Source organism: Lichenibacterium dinghuense, assembly GCF_021730615.1.
Taxonomy (GTDB): domain Bacteria; phylum Pseudomonadota; class Alphaproteobacteria; order Rhizobiales; family Beijerinckiaceae; genus Lichenihabitans; species Lichenihabitans dinghuensis.
Genome location: NZ_JAJLMN010000001.1, coordinates 647,345 through 667,572, shown reverse-complemented (window position 1 = coordinate 667,572; position 20,228 = coordinate 647,345). Strand labels below are relative to the sequence as shown.

Below are 20,228 nucleotides of genomic sequence, written 5' to 3'. Positions count from 1 at the left end.
GCCTCAGTGGATGAACAGCTTCACCGTGATGCCGACCAGGAAGGCGAGACCGAATCCCATCATCCATTTCAGAAGCGTCAACTCCCCTTCGATCCGCGTCACGCCGAGCTTCAGCCCGATGACGTCGGCCTTCACGGCCACCATGTCGCTCCTGAGCCCCGAGATGTCGGCCTTCACGGCCACCATGTCGCCCTTGAGCGTCGAGATGTCGGCCTTCACGGCCACCATGTCGCCCTTGAGCGTCGAGATGTCGGCCTTCACGGCCACCATGTCGCTCTTGAGCCCCGAGACGTCGACCTTCACGGCCACCATGTCGCCCTTGAGCGTCGAGATGTCGGCCTTCACGGCCACCATGTCGCTCTTGAGCCCCGAGACGTCGGCCTTCACGGCCACCATGTCGCTCTTGAGCCCCGAGATGTCGGCCTTCACGGCCACCATGTCGCTCTTGAGCTCCGAGATGTCGGCCTTCACGGCCGCCATGTCGCTCTTGAGCCCCGAGACGTCGGCCTTCGTGGTAGCCATGTCGGTCTTCAGCGTCGCGGTGTCGGCCTTCAGCACCGAAACATCGTTCTTCACGGCGGCCAGATCGGCTCTCAAGCTCGATCCGTCGGCCTTGATCGACGCGATGTCGCTCTTCAGGGCCGCCGCGTCGGCGAGCTGCGGTGCGGAAGCGGAGCCGATCTCGGTCGTCAGGGCGCGCGCGATCGAGGCCGCGGCCCGGAGGGCCTTGTCCTCCGGCACGTCGATGGCCCTGAAAGCCTCGAAAACCTCAGCCTGCATCGCGCTCATGGCCGCTCCTGCCGCGTGCGAGGCTAACCGATCGCGGCCTCGATGGCGACAGGCTCTCCCGCGGACAGGCGGCCGATGCCGCGCACGCCTCCGACGGGGGAGAAGGGCGCGCGCTTTCAGTACACGTCGAGCTGGAAGCGCTTGTCCTTCTTGAGCTGGCTCACGAAGGCGATGGCCTCGTCGGTGGTCTTCTTGCCGGCCGTGGCGGCGATGTCGACCATGGCGGCCTCGACGTCCTTGGCCATGCGCTTGGCGTCGCCGCAGACGTAGACGTGCGCGCCCTCCTCCAGCCAGCGCCACAGATCGGCGCCCACCTCGCGCATGCGGTCCTGCACGTAGAACTTCTGCCCCGCATCGCGCGACCAGGCCAGCGACAGGCGGGTCAGCACGCCGTCCTTGCGCAAGCCGTCGAGCTCCTCGCGGTAGAAGAAGTCCGTGGCCGACTTCTGGTGGCCGAAGAACAGCCAGTTCTTGCCCGTCGCCTTGGAGGCCTTGCGCTCCTGCAGGAAGGCCCGGAACGGGGCCACGCCGGTGCCGGGCCCGATCATGATGACGGGCTTCGACAGGTCCGCGGGCAGCGCGAAGTTGTGCGCCTTCTGCACATAGACCTTCAGCTCCTCGCCGGGCTCGACCGCGTCCGCGAGCCAGGTGGAGGCGACGCCGGTGCGCTTGCGCTTGTTGATCTGGTAGCGCACCGCGTCGACGGTGAGCGACAGGCCGCCGACGTTGAGGTTCGGCGAGGAGGAGATCGAGTAGAGCCGCGGCTGCAGCGGCGACAGGGCGTCGACGAAAGCCTCGGGGTGGGGCCGCACGTTGGGGAACTTGTGCAGCACGGCCAGCACGTCGAGCTGCGCGGCGTCGCCGTCCGGGTCCTCGCCCTTGGCCAGCGCGCGGGCCTTCTCGCGCGCCTTGCCGCCCGAGATGTAGGAATAGAGCTCGAACAGCGAGTCGGGCGCGATCCCGAGGTCGACGTCCTCGCGCAGGACGGCGCGCAGCGTCTTGCCGTCGATCTCCGTGACGTGGGACGCGCCCAGCATGGCGATGATCTGGTCGACGAGGCCCTGGTTGTTCTTCGGGAACACGCCGAAGCTGTCGCCGACGACGTAGCTCACGCCGCTCTGCGACAGGTCGAACTCGACGTGCCAGGTGTCCTTGGCCGAGCCCTCCTGGTTGAGGCGCCGGCGCGACTTGAACACCGCGACGGCCGGGTGCTCGCGCGACGTGCCGGGGATCACGTCGGCCTGCGCGGCCTCGACGGCGCGCGACTTGCCGCCTTCGGCGGCGCCGCTGTCGGCGGCCGTCTTGTCGCCGTTGACGTCGTTCAGCTCGACCGCGAGCCCCTTGAGGAGCCGCGCCGTGATCTTGCCGCCGGGCGCGCAGAGGTTCAGCCGCTCCTCGTTCTTGAGGAAGATGGCGTTGGCGTAGTCGGCGCAGTTGTAGCCGCACTGGCCGCAGTCCTGCTGCGCCATGGCGGCCATCAGGCGGGGGGCGATCGGCCGATCCTTGGCCATCTCCATGCGGGCCTCGGGCTCCAGCGACGGGTCGTGCCAGGGCGCCTCGTCGTTGGTGGCGAGCACGGGGCCGTCGGCCACCGTGGCCGAGGAATCGTTGGAGGCCACCGGCGGTCCCTCGGCCGCCATGGCGGCGACCGAGGCCGAGAAGAAGCCCGACAGCCAGGAGCGCTGCTCGGGCGAGAAGGGCGCGGTGTCGGGGATCGTGACGGTGAACTGCGGCGCGGCGCTCATGCGGCGGCTCCTTCCCCGGCGTGGGACTGGGCGAGGCTCTTCAGGGCCTCGACCTGGTGGCGGTTGGCGAAGCTGTGGAAGCTCTCGGTCGGCGCGGCCCGGTGCGCCAGATAGGCCCTGAGCAGGCTCTCGACGCGCGCCGGCGCGTCCTCGGCCCTGGTGTCGGGGAAGATCGACTTGGCGATGGAGGCTTCCGTGCCCCAGCCGCCGCCGACGTGGATGTTGTAGCCCGGCACCGTGTCGTCGTCGCCGACCGGCACCTTCACGCCGATCAGCCCGATGTCGCCGATGTAGTGCTGCGCGCAGGAGTTCGGGCACCCCGTGAGGTGGACGTTGATCGGCTGGTCCATCGGCACGCGCGGCTCGATGTGGCTGACGATCTCGTTGCCGTTGCGCTTGGTGTCGGCGTTGGCGAACTTGCAGCCGAACGAGCCCGTGCAGGCCACGAGGCCGGCGCGGATCGTGGAGGCCTCGGTGTCGAGCCCGATCGCCTCGATGGCGGCGCGGACGGCAGGCACATCGGCGTCGGTCACGCCCGAGATCAGGAAGTTCTGCCAGACGGTGAGGCGGATATCGCCGTCGCCGTAGCGGCGGGAGATCTCCGCGACCGCGCGCATCTGGTCGGTCGACAGGCGGCCGGCCTCCAGAACCACGCCGACGTAGTTCAGGCCGGCCTGCCTCTGCGGATGCACGCCGATGTGGCCGAGGCGGTCATAGGCGGGGCGGGGCGCCACGTGGGCGGCGTCGACGCGGGTGAGCGTCTCGCCGAGCTTCTCCTCGACGAGGCTCAGGAACTTGTCGAAGCCCCAGGCGTCGAGCACGTATTTCATGCGCGCGTGGTTGCGGTTCGTGCGGTCGCCGTGCTCGGACCAGACGCGGATGATGGCGTCGGCGATCTTGATGCAGTCGCCGGGCGGGAGCACGACGCCCGTGTCGCGCGCGAGGTCCTTGTGGCCCGAGATGCCGCCGATCGCGAGCCGGTAGTAGACGCCGGCCGGGACCGGCGCGCCGTCCATGACCTCGACGGCCTGGAAGCCGATGTCGTTGGTGTCCTCCAGCGTCGCGATCTTGCCGGCGCCGTCGAAGCTCACGTTGAACTTGCGCGGCAGGTTGTACATGGCGCGCGTGTTGAGGATGTGGTGGTGCCAGTCCTTGGCGTGCGGGCGGGTGTCGAGCAGCTCGCCGGGGTCGATGCCGGCCGTGGCCGACCCCGTCACGTTGCGGATGTTGTCCGAGCCCGCGCCGCGCGGCACGATGCCGACGTCCGCCAGCCCCTCGATGAAGTGCGGCGCGCGCTCGGGCTGGATCTCGCGGACCTGGAGGTTGCAGCGCGTGGTGACGTGGCTGTAGCCGCCGCCGTCCCGGTCGGCGAGGTCCGCGATCGCGGCGAACTGCCAGTGCTTGAGGATGCCGTTGTGCACGCGCATGCGGCACATGTAGCTGTCTTGCGCGGGACCCACGTAGAACAGGCCGTGGTAGCGCCAGCGGAAGTTGTCCTCTGGCTTCGGCCGCGCGCCCGTCAGCGCCACGGCCTTCAGGCGCTCGAAGGACTCGAAGGGGTGCTCGGCACGCTTCCACTTCTCCTGGTCGGCGAGCTTCTTGCCGGCGGCGACCTGCCGGTCCTGCGCCTTGATCTGCTCGGCGTCCGGGCCGGTCGGCTCGCTCTGCACGGGGGCGGGAGCGCGGCCGATCGCCCTCATGGCGCCGAGGCCCGAGGCGAAGCCGTCCAGCCAGTGCTTCTGGTCGGAGGTGAATTCCATTCCCATGGCTAAACCCTGTGCGGCCGGGGCGAGCGAGCGCGCGGCGCGAGCCGGACCGCGCGAACGCCCGGACGCCTGCGCGGCAGGCCGGACGGAAGCGTCGTGTCGGTCTTCACTCTCGGCGCGTCCTCTCGGCGGCGTGGATCTCGATGCGCGGGCCCGGCGCCCGGGGATCGAATTTGCCGCAAAGGGCAGCAAGGGCCGTGCCACGCCCGGCTTCGCTCGGGCGCCCTCGGAGCTCGCGAACTCCCGGCGGGCCGCGGGTTGCTGCACTGCACAAGCGGCGGACAGGGGACGCGCGCCGGATCGGGCGCGCCTGCTCAATGAGCGGGCAGTAAATGTCGGACAAAACGGAGATGGCGCCTTTACGGTCGGGCGCGACGCCCGTAATCCTGTCTCGCCCGAGGGCGCCGAGTCGAGCGCCCGCGGCCGGGAGACAGCCCATGACATCCGCCGCGCCGCTCACCGGCATCTTTCCCGTGGCGCCGACGCCGTTCCACGCCGACGGCGACCTCGACCTCGCCGGCAACGCCCGCGTGATGGACTGCATGGTCGACCAGGGCGTCGACGGCATCTGCGTGCTGGCCAACTATTCCGAGCAGTTCGCCCTGACCGACGCCGAGCGCGACGCAGTGATGACGTCGAGCCTGGAGCGGGTGGCGGGGCGCGTGCCGGTGATCGTCACCTGCTCGCATTACGCCACCGCCATCGCGGCCGAGCGCGGGCGCAGGGCCGCCGCGGGCGGCGCCTCCATGCTGATGCTGATGCCGCCCTACCACGGCACCGGGCTGCGCGCCGACGAGAACCTGATGGTGGAGCACTTCGCCCGCGTGGCCGACGCGGCAAAGCTCCCCATCATGGTGCAGGACGCGCCGCTCTCCGGCGTGCCGCTGTCCGTGTCGTTCCTGGTGCGGCTCGCCCGCGAGGTGCCGCTGGTGCGCTACTTCAAGATCGAGGTGCCGCAGGCGGCCGCCAAGCTCCGCGCCCTGATCGCCGCCGGCGGCGACGCGATCGAGGGGCCGTGGGACGGCGAGGAGGCCATCACCCTGATGGCCGACCTCGACGCCGGCGCGCGCGGCACGATGACCAGCGCGCTCCTGCCCGACCTCATCAAGCCGATCGTGACCGCCCATCTCGGGGGCGACCGCAAGACCGCGGCGGCGCTCTATGCCAAGTGCCTGCCGCTCATCAACTACGAGAACCGCCAGTGCGGGCTGCGCGCCGCCAAGGCGGTGATGATGGCCGGCGGCGTGATCGGCAGCGACGCCGTGCGCCACCCGTTCGAGCCGCTCCACCCCGCGACGCGCGCGGGCCTGCTGGAGATCGCCGAGGAGCTCCAGCCGCTGGCGCTGCGCTGGGGCAAGTGATAGCCGAGGCCCTTTCCGCGCGGGGGTGAGTCGGCTTGGGCGTCATCGACACGGATCGCCGCTGGCTCGTCGTCGTGGCCCATCCGGACGACGAGGTGCTGGGCTGCGGCGCGCTGCTGTCGCGCCTTCGCGACGTCGACGTCGTCCACGTCACCGACGGCGCGCCCCGCACCGGCGAGGATGCGCGCCGGCACGGGTTCGAGACGCCGGACGCCTACGCGGCCGCGCGCTGGCGCGAAGCGCGGGCGGCGCTCGACCTCGCCGGCGTGGCGGAAGCTCGGCACCACGGCTTCGGCGTCGCCGACCAGGGCGCGGCGTCGCGCATCGCCGAGATCGCGCGCCGGCTCGCGCCCCTCGCGTCGCGCGCCGACGCCGTGCTGACCCACGCCTACGAGGGCGGCCACCCGGACCACGACGCCGTCGCGTTCGCGGTCCACGCGGCGGCGCGGCGGGCGGGGCGGCCGGTCGTCGAGATGCCCTTCTACCACGCCGGCCCCGAGGGCTGGGTGCGGCAGGTGTTCCTGCCCTCGGGCCCATCGTCGGGCGCGGCGCCAGACCCCCTCATCCGTCGTGGCTTCGCCACGACACCTTCTCCCGCGAGGGGAGAAGGAGGACCGTTCGGCGAAGTCGAAACGCTCACCCTCACCGCGGCGGAGCGCGCCCTGAAGCGCCGGATGGCGGCCTGCCACGCCACGCAGGGCGACACGCTGGCCTCCTTCGACCTCGACCGCGAGGTCTTCCGCCGCGCCCCCCCTCACGACTTCTCGCGGCTGCCGCACGGCGGCGACCTCCTCTACGAGCGCCACGGCTGGAACCTCGACCGCGCCGGCTGGCTCGCCGCCGTCCGCGCCGCCGAGGCCGAACTCGGCGTGACGCCGTGAGCCTCGCCGTCCTGTCCGTCTCCTATCCGCTGGCCCGCGTGTCGCCGGACAGCGCGGGCGGCGCCGAGCAGGTGCTGTCGGCGCTCGACCGCGCGCTGGTGGCCGCCGGCCACCGCTCGATCGTCGTGGCGCCGGCGGGCTCGCGCGTCGCCGGCACGCTCGACGCGATACCCTGGGCCGAGGGCGTGCTCGACGAGGCCGCCAAGGCGCGGGCGCAGGCCGCCAACCGCGACGCCGTCGCGCGCGTGCTCGCCCGCGAGCGGGTCGACCTCGTCCACCTCCACGGCATCGACTTCGACCGCTACCTGCCGGAGCCCGGCCCGCCCGTGCTGGCGACGCTGCACCTGCCGCCCGACTGGTACCCGGCCGAGGCGCTGCGCCCGGCACGGCCCCGCACCTTCCTGAACTGCGTGTCGGCCGCCCAGCACGCCGCCTGTCCCCCCTCGCCGAACCTCGTCGAGCCGGTCGGCAACGGCGTGCCGGTCGCCCGCCTCGCGGCGCGCCATGCCAAGCGCGGCTTCGCGCTGTTCCTCGGGCGCATCTGCCCGGAGAAGGGCGTCCATCTCGCTCTGCGCGCGGCGCATCGCGCGGAGGTGTCGCTGCTCGTGGCGGGCGAGCTCTACCCCTACGCGGCGCACCGCGACTATTTCGAGAGCGAGGTCCGGCCGCTGCTCGACGCGCGGCGCCGCTTCGTCGGGCCGGTCGGCTTCGCCCGCAAGCGGCGGCTGCTCACGGCGGCGCGCTGCCTCCTGGTGCCGAGCCTCGCCGCCGAGACGTCCTCGCTCGTCGTGCGGGAGGCCGCGGCCTGCGGCACCGCCGTGGTGGCCTTCCCCAACGGCGCCATCGCCGAGGCCGTGGAGCACGGCCGCACGGGCTTCCTCGTGGCCGACGCCGACGCCATGGCGGAAGCGATCCCGAGGACGGCCGCGATCGCGCCCGAGCAGTGCCGCGCCCTGGCCCGCGCGCGCTTCGACGAGGGCGCCATGGTGGCGCGCTACCTCGCGCTCTACGCCCGGCTGGCCGCGAGCGCGGCATGAGCCCGCCGCTCCGCATCGAGGTGGTGACCGAGGCCGACCGCCTGTGGGCCGTCGAAGCCGCGTGGTGGGACCTCTTCGCGCGCTGCCCGGCCGCGACGCCGTTCCGCTCGCCGGCCTGGCTGCTGCCCTGGTGGCGGACCTTCGCGCCCGGCCCGCTCAGCGCCGTCGCGGCCTGGCACGGCGACGCGCTCGTGGCCCTGGCGCCGCTCTACCTGGAAGAGGCGAGCCGGCGCCTGCTGCCGCTCGGCATCGGCTTGTCCGACGACCTCGACATGCTCGCCGCGCCCGATGCCGGGCCGGAAGTCGGGGATGCCGTGCTGGACGCGCTCGCGTCGCGGGGCGGCTGGGACGCGGTCTCGCTGGAGGAACTCGCGCCCGGCGCCGCGGGCCTGGGCTGGGATCTGCCGCCCGGCTGGCGCGACGACGTCGCGGCGCAGAGCCGCTGCCCGGTGCTGAGCTGGGGCGACGCGGGCGTGGTCGTCCCGTCCGGCAAGGCCCGCAAGCTCCGCATGGCGCGGCACCGCACCGAGCGACGCGGCGGCACGGTCGAACTCGCCACGGAGGCGACGGCGCCGGACCACCTCGACGCGCTGTTCCGCCTCCACGCGGCCCGCTGGGAGAGCCGCGGCGAGGCCGGCGTCCTCGCCGACCCCGCCGTGCAGCGCTTCCACCGCGACGCCACCCCGCGCCTCGCCGCGGCGGGGCTGCTCCACGCGACGATCCTGCGGATCGAGGGACGCGTCGCGGGCGCCTTCCACGGCTTCCGGCGCGGGCGGATGCTCTACGCCTATCTCGGCGGCTTCGACCCCGCCTTCGCCTTCGAGAGCCCCGGCACGGTGCTGATGGGGCACGCGGTGGACGCCATGGCGGCGGAGGGCGCCGGTGCGCTGAACCTTTTGCGCGGCGAGGAGCCCTACAAATACGAGTGGGGTGCGGTCGACAGGGTCAACAGCCGGCGCCTGCTGAGGAGGCCCGCGCCATGAGCGCCGCCGAGGGCCTCGCGGCGCGGCTGCGGGCCGGCGCGCCGGCCAACGTCGCGCTCATGCATCTGCTGCTGGAATCGGCGACGCCCGAGGCCGCGGCCGGGGCGCTCGCCGCTGCGGCGGCGGAGCGCGACCTCGCCTCGCCCCTGGCCGAGGTCGAGCGCCTCCTCGACGCCCACCCCGAGGCCTGGCGCACCGTCCACGCGGTCGCGGGCGGCGTCGACCACGCGCCCGCGCTGCCGTCCTCCGAGGCGACGCTCGACCATTGGCGGACGAGCTTCGACCGGCTGGCCGCCGCCTCGCCCGAGGCCGGCGTCGCGCTCTACGCGTTGGGCGACCCGGCGCTGCTCGCCGCGGCCACGGCCGAGGTGGTCGCGGCGCTCGACGGCTGGGGCCTGCTCGGGCGCGGGCGCGACGCGCTGGACCTCGGCTGCGGCATGGGGCGCTTCGCGGAAGCGCTGGCCCCCCGCCTCCGCTCCGTGCTGGCGCTCGACCTGTCGCCGGGCATGATCGAGGAAGCGCGGCGCCGCTCGGGGCACGCGAACGTGAGCTACCGGGTCGCCACCGGCCGCGACCTCGCGGGCGTGCCGGACGGGTCGGTCGACCTCGTGCTCGCGGCCGACGTCTTCCCCTACCTTGTCGAGGCCGATCTCGCCGAACACCACGTCGCCGAGGCGGCGCGCGTGCTGCGCCCCGGCGGGGCCCTGGTGATCCTCAACCACTCCTACCGCGGCGACCCCGCGCGGGATCGGGCCGACCTCGCCGCGGCGGGGGCGGGTCTCTTCGCGCTGGAGCGGGCCGGGGAGCGCCCGTTCCGCCTGTGGGATGCGGCGGCCTTCGCGCTTCGGCGACTGGCCTGACCGGGGGCCGAAGCGACTACTTGGCCGTCCCCGGCGCGACCGTGCCGGGCTTGATGACCGGCATGGTGCCGGTCTGCGGGGCCGCCTTGTGCATGTCGGGGTCGACGTTGCCGGTCGGCTTAATCACGCCGTTGGTGTCGCTCAGCTTGTCGCTGAGGGTGCCGGGCTTGGCGTCGAGGTCGGTCCTGGGAGCCTGGGTCGCGGGCGCGGCCGGAGCCGCGGTCTGCGCCGAAGCCGGGCCCGCCGCGAGGCCGAGGAAGGCCGCGGCGAAGGCCGCGTTGCGCATGGGTCTCATCGAAGTCCTCAAAGCCCGTAGTTGAAGCCGTAGAAGCCGAACACGTTGCGCTGGTGCTCGGGGTCGCGCCACGGCTCCTCGCCGGGCGCGAAGCTCGGGGCGCGGTCGAGCGTGGCGGGATCGATGTCGACCACGTAGCCGCCCCGCGCCGGGTCGTAGGTCAGCGCCGCCCAGGGCAGGGGGAAGAAGCGCTCGCCGAGCCCGAGGAAGCCGCCGAAGGACACCACCGCGTAGGCGACGCGGCCCGTCACCTTGTCGACCATGAAGTTGTAGACGGACCCGATGCGGTGCCCGTCGCGGCCGAACACCTCCGTGCCCTCCACCTTGTCGGAGGCGATCAGCCGGTCCGTCTCGTCGACCGCGACCGGCGCCGGATCGGCCGCCTGGGTGATCCCGTCCTCCGCCATGGCGTCCCTCCCCGTTGGCTGCCCGTCCAACGGGACGGGGCTCGCGGGGGTTCCCCGCTCACGCGGAGGGGCCGCCCCAGGCGTCGAGGCAGCCGGGGTGGATGCGGGTCACCACGGCCTCGACGCGGAGGATGTCCGCGCGCGACAGGCTCGTGCGCCAGCGGTCCCGCGGCGACGCGGCGCCGACCGTCGAGGCCGACACGCGGGCGAAGCGGGGCGCCCGGCGCTGCGCGAGGCCGAGCCGGGCGCAGAGGGCCGCGAAGGCCGGGGCGGGGTCGTCCGCGACCTCCTCGTAGACGGCCCCGTGCGCCCAAGCGCGGCCGGCGAGGCTCGCCGCGGCGTGCCGCTCGGTGGCGGCCCACCAGGCCGCGATGCGCGACAGGGCGTCGCCGTCGCAGTCGCGCAGCACGGCGTCGCGGTCCTCCATCGCCGGCAGCAGGTGGCCGAGGCCGACGCGCCCGAAGGTCCAGTCCCAGTCGGCGGCGAGCAGGCTCGCCACCACGGCGCAGGGGTGACGGCGGACGTGGAGCACCGGAACGCCGAAGCGGCGGTGGAACCCGTCGAGGTTGAACGGCATCCGCACGTCCTTGACGACGATGCGGGTCGCGAAGGACTCCCGCAGCGAGGAACGGCAGTTCAGGGTGAAGTTGCTCGTGTGCCGCCCCGTGCAGGCGTCGGCGAGGAAGTCCCACAGCGGGTCATCGTCGGGGAGCGGCCCCGGCATGGCGGCCTGCAGGCTGTCGTAGGGCAGCCCCTGCGCGGCCAGCATGGCGCGCCGGCGCGGGTCGAGCGGCGACAGGGGCTCGAACACCGTCTTGGCGGCGAGCGCCTCGGCGAGGCATTCCTGCACCCAGGTGGTGCCGCTGCGCCAGAAGCCGCTCACGAGCACCACCGGGCGGGCGGCGCGGAGCCGGGCCAGCGTCCAATCGACGGTGCGGGCGCCGCCGATGGCGAGCCGCACCCCGAGCGGGCCCGAGCGCGCGCCGTCGAAGTCGCCGGCGATCAGCCTGCGCGTGTCCCGTCCCGTCGCCATGCCGTCGCCCGCCGATCCCGTCCCGACAACGGGCGAGACCGGGACCTGTGTTCGCGCTGGGATTGCGGAGGAGGGCGCGCGGGCTGCGGCGCAAAGGCACGGAGGACGAGCCGCCAGCTTCATGGCGGTTCGTTGGCGGGCGGGCCGGAGCGAGGATATAAATATTCCGTTACCGCGGGGGCCGCCGGCCGTTGTGCGGTGCCTCGGGCGGGGCCAGCTTGAGCGCGGCGTCGGCGGCCGGCCCCGGATCCCGGGCGGCCCGCCGCGCAGCGAAGGCGGCTCCCGTGTTCACGCGGCTCGTCGTGTCCTGTCTCAAGTGGCTCGCCCTCGCGGCGGCCTCGCTCGCCGCCCTCGTATGGGGCTGGTTCTCGGTCGCCGGGCGCAGCGCCCCGGACCGGGACCAGATGGCCGCGATGATGCGGTCGGGCGAGGTCGTGCGCGACCGCGTCGGCGACGGCTTCGAGCTGAAATGCCTGCTGCCGCTCACCGTGTCGGCCGCCGACGTGTCGCCGAAGCTGCGCGCCGTGCTGCTCGGCGCCGAGGACCGCGGCTTCGCGACGGAGCCCTTCGGCCTCAGCCTGCGCGGGCTCGCCGGCGCCGTGTCGTCCGTCCTGCACGGGCGGGCCCGCGGCGGCTCGACGGTCGCCCAGCAACTCGTCAAGAACCTGATGTTCGAGCCGGGCGACCGCCCGCTCGTGCGCAAGTTCTACGAGATCCCCTGGGCCGTGAAGCTGAGCCGCCGCTTCACGCGCGACGAGGTGCTCGGCGCCTACCTGAACCACCTGCCGTTCCAGCACGGGATCTTCGGGGTCGAGGCCGCCTCGCGCTTCTACTTCGGCAAGCCGGCCTCCGACCTCGGCTACCGCGAGGCGGCGCTGATCGAGGTCATGCTGGCGAGCCCGCGCAACGACCTCGCGTCCCGCGACCCCGCCGTGGTGGCGCGCACGCGGGAGCGCGCCCGCACGCTGCTGGCCGCGCTGGTGCGCCAGGGCGTGGTGCCGGCCGCGGCGCTGCACGAGCGCGAGCGGCGCGGCACGCTGGAGCCGCCCGACCTCGGCTGCGGCTACCTGCGGGACTACGTCGCCGCCGAGGCGAAGCGCATGGGTGCGCCGGACGGCGCGTGGCGCGCCTACGTGACCGTGGACGCGGCGCGGCAGGGCGCGGCCGTGGCGGCGCTCGATGGCGCGCGCGACCGCATGTCCGCCGCCGAGGCCGGGCAGGCCGCCTTCGTGGGGCTCGACCGCGCGGGCGCCGTGCAGGCCTTCATGGGCGGCACCGACTACGCCGCCGACCAGTTCGACCGCGCCGAGCGGGCGCGGCGCTCGCCGGGCTCGCTCGGCAAGGTGATCGTGCTGGCGGAAGCCTGCGAGCAGGGCCTCGGCCTCGACGCGACCGTCGACGACGCCCCCCAGCCCGGCGGGCGGCCGAAGGACGACGACGGCCGCTACCTCGGCCCCATCCGGCTCGGTGACGCCTTCCGGCTGTCGCGCAACGCCGCCATGTTCGGCCTCGAGCGCGCGCTCGGGCGCGGCGCCGTGGCGGCGCGGGCGCGGCTGCTCGGCCTCGCCGGTCCCCTGCCGGAGGACGGCGGCATCGCGGTCGGCGAGTTCTCGGCCTCCCCGCTCGCCATGACGGCGATGCTGGCCGGCATCGCGAACGGGGGCTACCCGGTCGAGCCCCACGCGGTGCGGGGCATCGTCGGGCATTACGGCCGCATCGTCGCCTGGCACCGCGACGTCCTGCCGAAGCCGGCGCTGAGCGCGCGCTGCGTGGCCCTGCTCGACAGCGCCCTGCGCTCGGTCGTGGCCGGCGGCACGGGCCGGCACGCCGACTTCGGCGAGGCCCGCGGCAAGACGGGCACCACCAACGCGTTCCGCGACGCTTGGTTCGTCGGCTACGCGGGCTCCATGGTGGCGGGCGTGTGGCTCGGCAACGACGACGACCGCGGCATGGCCCACGTCGAGGGCGGCGGCCTGCCGGCCGAGCTGTTCCGCTCCTACCTGCTCCGCTATGCGCGGGCGCTGGCGCCGACCCGGCCGCCGGTGGCGAAGGTGGCGGCGGGCTGGTAGCCTCCGGGCCACCGGAGGGGACAGCCATGGTCCGCATCGACCCGAGAACCGACGTGCTCGGCATCATCGACGTGCAGCCGACCTTCATGCCGGGCGGCGAACTGCCCGTGCCCGACGGCGCGGCCGTGGTGGCGCCCTGCAACCGCCTCTCGACGACGCTGTTCCGGCACGCCTTCGCGACGCAGGACTGGCATCCGCCGGGCCACGTCTCCTTCGCGTCGAGCCACGGCGCCGCGCCCTTCTCGACCGCGACCCTCCCCTACGGCGAGCAGGTGCTGTGGCCCGACCACGCCCTCATCGGCAGCCCCGGCGCGGCGCTGCACCCCGGCCTCGACCTCACCCGCGTGGACGCGATCTTCCGCAAGGGCTTCCGCCCCGAGATCGACAGCTATTCCGCCTTCCGCGACAACGACCGCGTCAGCACAACGGGGCTCGGCGGCTGGCTGAAGGAGCGCGGCTTCCGCCGGGTGTTCCTGTGCGGCCTCGCGCTCGACTTCTGCGTCTCGTGGTCGGCGATCGACGCGCGAGATCTCGGCCACGAGGTGTTCGTCGTGACCGACGCCTGCCGGGCCATCGCGGCGCCGCTCCCGGCCGGCCACACCACCATGGAGGAGGCCCATCTGGCGATGGAGCAGGCCGGCGTCCGTCTCTGCGGCGTCGATCAGCTCGTCGCGGCCTGAACGGCGCGGAGCGCCCGCGGCCCGCCCGACAGCGCGGCGAGCGCGGCCTCGGCCGCCGTCACGCCCGTCTCGTAGGCGCCGTGGGCCGTGGTGAAGCGCGTCGGATGCGTGGCCTCGCCGGCGAAGAACAGGCGGCCGTCGACCGGCTCGCCGAGCCGCGCCCGCGCGCCCGCGGCGCCCGGCTTCGCGTAGGCGTAGGAGCCGAGGATGTGCGGCTCGCGGCCCCAGCCGGTGAGATGCAGCGGCCCCACCGCGCCGGCCGCCTCGCCGCCGAGCTGCGAGCGCAGCTCCGAGCGGGCGAAGTCGAGCGCCGCCGCGGTGCCGGCGCGCGACAGGTCGCGGGCGAGGTCGCCGCCGAGGAAGCATTCCACCACCGGCCGGCCGAAGGGCCGGAAGTGGTAGGCGGCGGTGTCGGCCGTCTCGCTGGAGCCGAGGCAGAACTGCTCGGCCGGGAACAGCTCCGGGTCGGTGACGGTCAGCCACAGCTTCTCGACCGAGCCGAGCGGCAGCATCGCCGCGGCCTCGGCCTTGCCGGGCAGGGCGGGGTGGAAGCGGATGCGCCCGCCCGCGATCACGTCCGTCGACGCGGTGACGATCACGGCACGGGCCCGCACCGTGCCGCGCGCCGTCTCGATCCGCACCGGGCCGGCTCCCGAATGGTCGACCAGCGTCACGGGCGCGCCGAGCACCGCGGGCACGTCGCGCCCGTGGTGGGCGACGAGGCGGCCGTAGCCCTCGACGACGCGCCAGTCGTCGCCCTCGCCGGGCCGGTAGTCGGCCGTGTCCCGCACCGAGATGCGGTCCGTCGTGGCGCCGCTGACGTAGGTCGACACGGCGTCGATGATCCCGCGCCAGGGGCTGTCCGGCAGCAGCAGGTCCGACAGGGGGCCGTCGCCGCCGCGCGCCGCGGCGAGCTCGGCCCTCGCCCGGAAGTCCTCCAGCGTGTCGGCATAGGCGGCGTGCTGGTCCGGGGTGAGGCCGAGGTCGCGTTCCTCCTGGTCCCAGGGCGCGGGTCGGCGGTCGACCGTGAAGCCCTCGGCGTCGGCGACCGCGGTCCAGGCGTTGGTCAGGCCGCTGTGCAGCCAGGCGCAGCCGAGGTCGACGGGCAGGGGGCCAGGGAGGGTGTGGGCGCGGCCGCCGAGGCGGTCCTTCGCCTCGATCAGCAGCACCGACAGGCCGTGCTCCCGCATCAGCCGCCGCGCCGCCGCGATGCCCGCCGCCCCGCCGCCGATCACCGCGACGTCCACCTCGTCCCTCATGCCCTCACCCGCGCTCGTTCCGCTGCGGCTGAGGTGGTCCCGGCGGGGTGGCCCGGCAAGTGAGCCGCGACCCGGGGAGGCGTTCAGCCGCCGGCCGCGGCCCGCGGCAGCGCCTGGACGACCGCCGGCTTCTGGTGCTGCATGGGGGCGGCCACCGGGGCGGAATAGACGCCCGCCACGGCGGCGTTCTCAAAAAGGCTGGACACCGACTGCTCCTGGGCGATGCGCGCGATGGCCTCGCCGATCAGCGGCGCCACCGACATGGCCCGGATGTTCTTGGCGACCCGCACCGCCTCGGTGGCGCGGATCGTGTCGGTGAGCACCAGCTCCTTGAGGTTCGAGGAGGCGATGCGCGACACCGCGCCGCCCGACAGCACGCCGTGGGTGACGTAGGCCGACACGTCGGTGGCGCCCTGCGCCAGGAGGGCGTCCGCGGCGTTGCACAGCGTGCCGCCCGAATCCACGATGTCGTCGAGCAGGATGCAGCTCTTGCCGCGCACGTCGCCGATGATGTTCATCACCTCGGACTCGCCGGCGCGCTCGCGGCGCTTGTCCACGATGGCGAGGGGCGCGTTGATGCGCTTGGCGAGGGCCCGGGCCCGCACCACGCCGCCGACGTCGGGCGACACCACCATCACGTTGGCGCAGTCGAACCGCTCGGCGATGTCGCGCACCATCACGGGCGCGGCGAACAGGTTGTCGGTGGGGATGTCGAAGAAGCCCTGGATCTGGTCGGCGTGCAGGTCCACCGTCAGCACGCGGTCGGCGCCGGCGTGGGTGATGAGGTTGGCGACGAGCTTGGCCGAGATGGGCGTGCGCGGCCCCGCCTTGCGGTCCTGCCGGGCGTAGCCGAAGTAGGGCACCACCGCGGTGATGCGCCGGGCCGAGGCGCGCTTCAGCGCGTCGGTCATGATCAGCAGTTCCATCAAGTGGTCGTTGGTCGGGTAGGCGGTCGACTGCACGATGAACGTGTCCTCGCCGCGCACGTTCTCCTGGATCTCGACGAAGATCTCCATGTCGGCGAAGCGCTTCACCACGCAGCGGGTCAGCGGGACGCCGAGGTAGGCCGCGATCGCCTCCGTCAACGGCGTGTTCGAGTTCCCCGACAGGATCTTGATGGTTCCGGCCATGGTTCACCTCGAGGTCGGCAGGAGAAGGCGCCCGCGCGGCGCGACACGGGAGGCTGCCGAGCAACGCACCCGCCCCGGGAACCTTCGGTCCCGAGGCGGGTGCGTCATAACAGCGTTGTCGGAGCCGAACAACGGAGCCGGCCGGACGTCATGAACAGTTCACGCCCGCGTGCCGTCGACGCATCACGCACCCGGCACGCCGGCCGGAGGCGGCCCTCACCGCTGCAGGCGCAGGCCGATCAGCGCGATGTTCTGTCCGAAGCTCGAGCCCGCGAGCGTGCTGTTCAGCCGCTCGTGGCTGTAGGTGGCGGTGGCGACGAGGTCGCGCGACAGGTGGTATTCGGCCTTCAGCGTCTCGGCCAGCGTGTTTTCCGTGATGGGCACGCCGACGTAGTCGGTGTTGAGGAAGGACAGCGCGCCGGTGATCGTCGTATTGCGCAGCAGGGCGTGGGACACTTCCAGCGTCACCGAGCGCGACGTGGTGCCGGAGGAGCCCGGCACGTTGGTCTCGTCGAAGCTCGTCGCCGCGCGGAAGCTGACGGTGGTGAGCGGGGTCGCGGCGTAGGTGATGGCGCCGTTGAACACCGGGCTCGCGATCAGCTTGAGGCGCGGGTCCTGGTAGTCGCGGAAGCCGTAGCCGGCCGACAGCTCGCCCGTCAGCAGCCGCGTCAGCTCGAAGCTCGACCCGACCTGGCCCGTGAAGCCGGTCGAGTCGCGCCGGTAGCCGGTGTAGTCGATCTCGTGGTCGTGGATGCGCTCGTCGCCGAACAGGTCGACGAAGGGCTGCAGCACCGGCGTCACCTCGTAGGTGGTGCGCAGCCGCAGGCCGGCGTCGTTGAAGTTCTGGCTCGCGAGGTTCTGCAGGTAGCTGCCCACGACGCCCGCGCCGGTGCCGTCCGCGTTGTCGTAGGCGGTGCGGTCGAGGGAGCCGTGCAGGGCGACGTTCAGGCGGCCGAAGCCTTCCGCCCCGCCGACGGAGCCGCCGAAGGTGGTGATCAGCGGGCGCGAGGTGCTGTTCGCCGCGACGGCGCTGAGCACGCCGACCTCGGGCGAGCCCAGGCGCTGGGTGTCGATGGCGAAGCGCGTTTCCGCGTCGAGCGTGGTGTCGCGGTCGACGTCGAAACGGTAGTCCGCGACCCCCACGGCGTCGGGCCGGTTCGCCTCGGGCGCCGAGAAGAAGGCGTCGTAGCCGCCGTGGAAGCTCGCCGAAAAGCTGTTGCGCGACCAGGTCGAGGCGAGACTCACGCCGCCCTCGGTGCGCTCGAAGGCGGAGGGGCGCAGGCCGGTCTGGGTCTGGTTCGGGTTGGAATCGTAGCCGATGCTCTGCGTGACGTAGGGCGTCAGCCGGAGCGAGCCGACCTCGTAGCCGACCGGGTCGTAGGGCGCGTCCTCGATGCGCCCGCGGATGCGGGCCGTGAAGGGCAGGGCCGCGACCGTCGGACCGGGGCGGATGACGTCGCCCACCGTGTCGATGGCCGCGCCCGAGCCGCGCAGCGCCAGCGCGGCGTCGCCGCCCGCGCCGCGGGGCCGCTGCGACGGCGCGACCGAGGTCGGGTAGGCCTGGAGCTCGGGCAGGGGCGGCGGCCCCTTGCGGGGATAGCGCAGGCGGTCCTCGGTCTTGGCGGTGCTCCGCGGCAGGGCGAAGCGGCCGCGCGGCTTCTCGGGCTGCTGCGGCCCGTTGGCGGTGGTGCGGTTCGTGCCGACGCCGCCGTCGGCGGGGATCGCGGGCGCGGGATTGTTCGGCCCGTCCGCGTCGCCGCCCGCGCCGGACGCGTCGGCGCCGCGGCCGGCCGCCGGTCCGCCGCTGCCCGGCAGGGCCGTCGCGCCGCCGTCGAGCGCGCCGCGCAGGGTCGGGATCGACGTCGAGGCCGCGCCGGCCGCGTCCTGGGCCGAGGCGGAGCGGGTGCCGGCCGGGAGGGCGGCGATGACGACCGCGAGGCCGGCGGCCTGCAGCAGGGCCGTGGAGCCGACCGGACGGCGGTTCGTCGAAGACACGTGTCGCCCGCCCTTTCCGGCTCGCGAGATGCGATGAACGTAAGGTAAGCATCCTTGGTTAATGCGGGGTTAGAGGCTGTTATGAACCATGGAGGATGGCTCGACCGGAGCCATTTTCGGATGATCGGCAGGAGACTTGCGATGAGCGTGGCTGAGCCACGGTCGAGCAAGTCGACGAACCGAGCGCCGAAAAGGGCCCGGCCCCTCCGGGGTTGCGGCGCAGCGGCCGCCTGGTGCGTCGAAGCTCTTGCCGGTACGGACGTACCGGCTGCAAGCTTCTCCTGCCATTCGGCTCGCCGCGCCGCAATGGAGCCGCCCTCCATGGTTCATAACAGCCTCTAGAAGCCCCGCCGGCCCGGCCCCGCCCGGCGTGCAATGGGCGCGCGCCGGTGGTATCGACGCCCGCATGTCGCTCCCGTCCGCCGAACGCGCCCCTCCCGCCCCGTCCGCCGCCGTGCCCTCGGCCCTGCGCACCCTGCGCCTGGAGCGGGCCGGCATCGCGGCGCTGGAGGCCGCGCTGGCGGGGCCCTTCGCGCGGCTCGGCGGCGAGTTCGCCGCGGCCGTCGCGCTGCTGCTCGGGCTGCGGGGCCGGGTGATCGTCACCGGCATGGGCAAGTCGGGCCACGTCGGCCGCAAGCTCGCCGCGACCCTGGCCTCGACCGGCACGCCGTCCTCCTTCGTCCACGCCGCGGAGGCGAGCCACGGGGATCTCGGCATGATCCAGGCCGAGGACGCCGTGGTGGCGCTATCCTGGTCGGGGGAGACGGCGGAGCTGGCCTCCATCATCACCTACGCGCGCCGCTTCGGCATGCCGCTCGTGGCCATCACGTCGAACCCCGACAGCGCGCTGGGCCGCCAGGCCGACCTGTGCCTGACGCTGCCGAAGTCCGAGGAGGCCTGCCCCAACGGCCTCGCCCCCACGACCTCGACCACGATGCAGCTCGCGCTCGGGGACGCGCTGGCGGTGGCGCTGCTGGAAGCGCGCGGCTTCTCGGCCCACGACTTCAAGACGCTGCACCCCGGCGGCAAGCTCGGCAGCCAGCTCACCTACGTGCGCGACGTGATGCATTCCGGCGCCGAGGTGCCGCGCGTGGCGACGGGCGCCACCATGGCCGAGGCCGTGGTGGAGATGACCGGCAAGCGCTTCGGCTGCGTCTGCGCGCTCGACGCCGAGGGGCGGCTCGCGGGCCTCGTCACCGACGGCGACCTGCGCCGCCACATGGGACCGGGCCTGATGGACCTGCGGGTCGACGCCGTGATGACCGCGCGGCCGCTGACCATCGACCCCGAGGCCCTGGCCGCCGAGGCGCTGGCCCTGCTCAACGGGCAGCGGCGTAGCGTGCTGCCGGTGGTGGACGCGGGCGGCGTGCCGGTCGGCATCCTGCACATCCACGACCTTTACGCGATCGGGGTGGCGTGAGGCGGGCCGTCAGTCCCGCGTGTAGATCGCCGAATTGCCGCCGTGCTCGCGCACCTCGACGCTTTCGAGCCACACCCGCCCGGAGCTGAGGTCGCGCACCATGCCGCTCACGCGCGCGTGGACCAGCCGGGCCGTGGCCTCGCAGCCCACGGCCGGCACCACGCGCACGTCGGCGAGGCCGTGCTGGCCCAGCGCTTCGAGCCGCTCGCGCTCCGGGTCGTCGGCCGCGACCAGCAGCGTGTGGTCGAACATCTCGTGCAGCCAGGCCCGCACGGGCTTCAGCCCGCCGAAGTCGAAGCACCAGCCGCGCTCGTCGAGCGCCCGCGCCACGAAGACGAAGCGGAACGCCAGGGCGTAGCCGTGCAGCAGGCTGCAGTGCGAGCCCCCCGCGCGCCACTGCCGGAAGGTGCAGGACAGGCCCTCGTTGTGGTCGTAGGTCTTGGTCGAGCGGTAGGTGCCGCCGCACGCCCCGGCGTCGAAGGCGGCCCACGCCGCGCGGTCGTCCATGGGATCGCCTC

Annotated in this window: 17 protein-coding genes and 1 pseudogene; 8 read left to right on the top strand and 10 right to left on the bottom strand. The window is 73.7% G+C overall.

From position 1 onward, the window contains the following. Window positions 1–3 precede the first annotated feature (3 nt). From L7N97_RS03165 to L7N97_RS03155, 3 genes are all read right to left on the bottom strand, one after another. The gene (locus L7N97_RS03165; protein WP_237476920.1) at window positions 4–789 is read right to left on the bottom strand and encodes a hypothetical protein; all 786 of its coding nucleotides are present in this window, start codon (window positions 787–789) and stop codon (window positions 4–6) included. Window positions 790–905: 116 nt separating this feature from the next. Next, window positions 906–2,534 (bottom strand): sulfite reductase subunit alpha, encoded by a 1,629-nt coding sequence (locus L7N97_RS03160; RefSeq protein WP_237476919.1) that lies wholly within the window; start codon window positions 2,532–2,534, stop codon window positions 906–908. Further along, window positions 2,531–4,300, bottom strand: coding sequence for a NirA family protein (locus L7N97_RS03155; RefSeq protein ID WP_237476918.1), 1,770 nt, complete (start codon window positions 4,298–4,300; stop codon window positions 2,531–2,533). The genes L7N97_RS03160 and L7N97_RS03155 overlap by 4 nt, the downstream gene beginning before the upstream one ends. A 437-nt stretch (window positions 4,301–4,737) precedes the next feature. On the opposite strand from L7N97_RS03155, the gene L7N97_RS03150 reads away from it, so the two are divergent. The 5 genes from L7N97_RS03150 to L7N97_RS03130 are packed head-to-tail and all read left to right on the top strand — an operon-like array spanning window position 4,738 to window position 9,422. Then, complete coding sequence (locus L7N97_RS03150; RefSeq protein WP_237476917.1) at window positions 4,738–5,661, top strand: dihydrodipicolinate synthase family protein; 924 nt, start codon at window positions 4,738–4,740, stop codon at window positions 5,659–5,661. Window positions 5,662–5,696: 35 nt separating this feature from the next. Continuing rightward, on the top strand, window positions 5,697–6,542 hold the full coding sequence (locus tag L7N97_RS03145) for a PIG-L deacetylase family protein (RefSeq protein WP_237476916.1): 846 nt from the start codon (window positions 5,697–5,699) through the stop codon (window positions 6,540–6,542). Further along, window positions 6,539–7,579, top strand: coding sequence for a glycosyltransferase (locus tag L7N97_RS03140; protein ID WP_237476915.1), 1,041 nt, complete (start codon window positions 6,539–6,541; stop codon window positions 7,577–7,579). Before L7N97_RS03145 ends, L7N97_RS03140 begins: the two co-directional genes overlap by 4 nt. Then, window positions 7,576–8,562, top strand: coding sequence for a GNAT family N-acetyltransferase (locus tag L7N97_RS03135; RefSeq protein WP_237476914.1), 987 nt, complete (start codon window positions 7,576–7,578; stop codon window positions 8,560–8,562). The genes L7N97_RS03140 and L7N97_RS03135 overlap by 4 nt, the downstream gene beginning before the upstream one ends. Beyond that, entirely contained in the window at window positions 8,559–9,422 is an 864-nt protein-coding gene (locus tag L7N97_RS03130; protein ID WP_237476913.1) for a class I SAM-dependent methyltransferase, read from the top strand. Before L7N97_RS03135 ends, L7N97_RS03130 begins: the two co-directional genes overlap by 4 nt. Before the next feature lie 16 nt (window positions 9,423–9,438). On the opposite strand, the gene L7N97_RS03125 is transcribed toward L7N97_RS03130, so the two are convergent. Genes L7N97_RS03125 through L7N97_RS03115 form a run of 3 tightly spaced genes read right to left on the bottom strand, consistent with a single transcriptional unit; the run spans window position 9,439 to window position 11,157 of the window. Then, window positions 9,439–9,717, bottom strand: coding sequence for a hypothetical protein (locus L7N97_RS03125; RefSeq protein WP_237476912.1), 279 nt, complete (start codon window positions 9,715–9,717; stop codon window positions 9,439–9,441). Window positions 9,718–9,725: 8 nt separating this feature from the next. Beyond that, entirely contained in the window at window positions 9,726–10,124 is a 399-nt protein-coding gene (locus L7N97_RS03120) for a PRC-barrel domain-containing protein (RefSeq protein ID WP_237476911.1), read from the bottom strand. A gap of 58 nt (window positions 10,125–10,182) precedes the next feature. Next, window positions 10,183–11,157 carry a sulfotransferase gene (locus tag L7N97_RS03115; RefSeq protein ID WP_237476910.1) on the bottom strand — a complete coding sequence of 325 codons (975 nt, stop codon included), beginning with the start codon at window positions 11,155–11,157 and terminating at the stop codon, window positions 10,183–10,185. Between the two features lie 284 nt (window positions 11,158–11,441). On the opposite strand from L7N97_RS03115, the gene L7N97_RS03110 reads away from it, so the two are divergent. Together L7N97_RS03110 and L7N97_RS03105 are read left to right on the top strand one after the other, a co-directional pair. Continuing rightward, window positions 11,442–13,226, top strand: coding sequence for a transglycosylase domain-containing protein (locus L7N97_RS03110; protein WP_237476909.1), 1,785 nt, complete (start codon window positions 11,442–11,444; stop codon window positions 13,224–13,226). A gap of 26 nt (window positions 13,227–13,252) precedes the next feature. After that, entirely contained in the window at window positions 13,253–13,906 is a 654-nt protein-coding gene (locus L7N97_RS03105; protein ID WP_237476908.1) for a nicotinamidase, read from the top strand. Here L7N97_RS03105 and L7N97_RS03100 read toward each other — a convergent pair. The 3 genes and pseudogenes from L7N97_RS03100 to L7N97_RS03090 form a co-directional block, all read right to left on the bottom strand. Further along, window positions 13,888–15,165 (bottom strand): flavin monoamine oxidase family protein, encoded by a 1,278-nt coding sequence (locus L7N97_RS03100; RefSeq protein WP_237476907.1) that lies wholly within the window; start codon window positions 15,163–15,165, stop codon window positions 13,888–13,890. The two genes, L7N97_RS03105 and L7N97_RS03100, sit on opposite strands and share 19 nt — an antisense overlap. A 188-nt stretch (window positions 15,166–15,353) precedes the next feature. Next, window positions 15,354–16,295: pseudogene (locus L7N97_RS03095) on the bottom strand (ribose-phosphate pyrophosphokinase); the annotation flags it as partial. A 216-nt stretch (window positions 16,296–16,511) separates the two neighbouring features. Further along, on the bottom strand, window positions 16,512–18,290 hold the full coding sequence (locus tag L7N97_RS03090; protein WP_237476905.1) for an outer membrane beta-barrel protein: 1,779 nt from the start codon (window positions 18,288–18,290) through the stop codon (window positions 16,512–16,514). A gap of 406 nt (window positions 18,291–18,696) precedes the next feature. On the opposite strand from L7N97_RS03090, the gene L7N97_RS03085 reads away from it, so the two are divergent. Further along, window positions 18,697–19,710 carry a KpsF/GutQ family sugar-phosphate isomerase gene (locus L7N97_RS03085; RefSeq protein WP_237476904.1) on the top strand — a complete coding sequence of 338 codons (1,014 nt, stop codon included), beginning with the start codon at window positions 18,697–18,699 and terminating at the stop codon, window positions 19,708–19,710. Window positions 19,711–19,719: 9 nt separating this feature from the next. Here the strand turns inward: L7N97_RS03085 and L7N97_RS03080 are convergent, their stop codons facing one another. Continuing rightward, window positions 19,720–20,217: a 6-pyruvoyl trahydropterin synthase family protein gene (locus L7N97_RS03080; RefSeq protein ID WP_237476903.1), complete on the bottom strand. Its 498-nt coding sequence runs from the start codon at window positions 20,215–20,217 to the stop codon at window positions 19,720–19,722. Between the last annotated feature and the right edge of the window lie 11 nt (window positions 20,218–20,228).

Coding starts and splice junctions, on each gene's coding strand:
- L7N97_RS03120 (WP_237476911.1), bottom strand. CDS start 10,124: ATGGCGGAGGACGGGATCACCCAGGCGGCCGATCCGGCGCCGGTCGCG.
- L7N97_RS03165 (WP_237476920.1), bottom strand. CDS start 789: ATGAGCGCGATGCAGGCTGAGGTTTTCGAGGCTTTCAGGGCCATCGAC.
- L7N97_RS03150 (WP_237476917.1), top strand. CDS start 4,738: ATGACATCCGCCGCGCCGCTCACCGGCATCTTTCCCGTGGCGCCGACG.
- L7N97_RS03130 (WP_237476913.1), top strand. CDS start 8,559: ATGAGCGCCGCCGAGGGCCTCGCGGCGCGGCTGCGGGCCGGCGCGCCG.
- L7N97_RS03160 (WP_237476919.1), bottom strand. CDS start 2,534: ATGAGCGCCGCGCCGCAGTTCACCGTCACGATCCCCGACACCGCGCCC.
- L7N97_RS03155 (WP_237476918.1), bottom strand. CDS start 4,300: ATGGGAATGGAATTCACCTCCGACCAGAAGCACTGGCTGGACGGCTTC.
- L7N97_RS03135 (WP_237476914.1), top strand. CDS start 7,576: ATGAGCCCGCCGCTCCGCATCGAGGTGGTGACCGAGGCCGACCGCCTG.
- L7N97_RS03100 (WP_237476907.1), bottom strand. CDS start 15,165: ATGAGGGACGAGGTGGACGTCGCGGTGATCGGCGGCGGGGCGGCGGGC.
- L7N97_RS03105 (WP_237476908.1), top strand. CDS start 13,253: ATGGTCCGCATCGACCCGAGAACCGACGTGCTCGGCATCATCGACGTG.
- L7N97_RS03125 (WP_237476912.1), bottom strand. CDS start 9,717: ATGAGACCCATGCGCAACGCGGCCTTCGCCGCGGCCTTCCTCGGCCTC.
- L7N97_RS03085 (WP_237476904.1), top strand. CDS start 18,697: ATGTCGCTCCCGTCCGCCGAACGCGCCCCTCCCGCCCCGTCCGCCGCC.
- L7N97_RS03115 (WP_237476910.1), bottom strand. CDS start 11,157: ATGGCGACGGGACGGGACACGCGCAGGCTGATCGCCGGCGACTTCGAC.
- L7N97_RS03080 (WP_237476903.1), bottom strand. CDS start 20,217: ATGGACGACCGCGCGGCGTGGGCCGCCTTCGACGCCGGGGCGTGCGGC.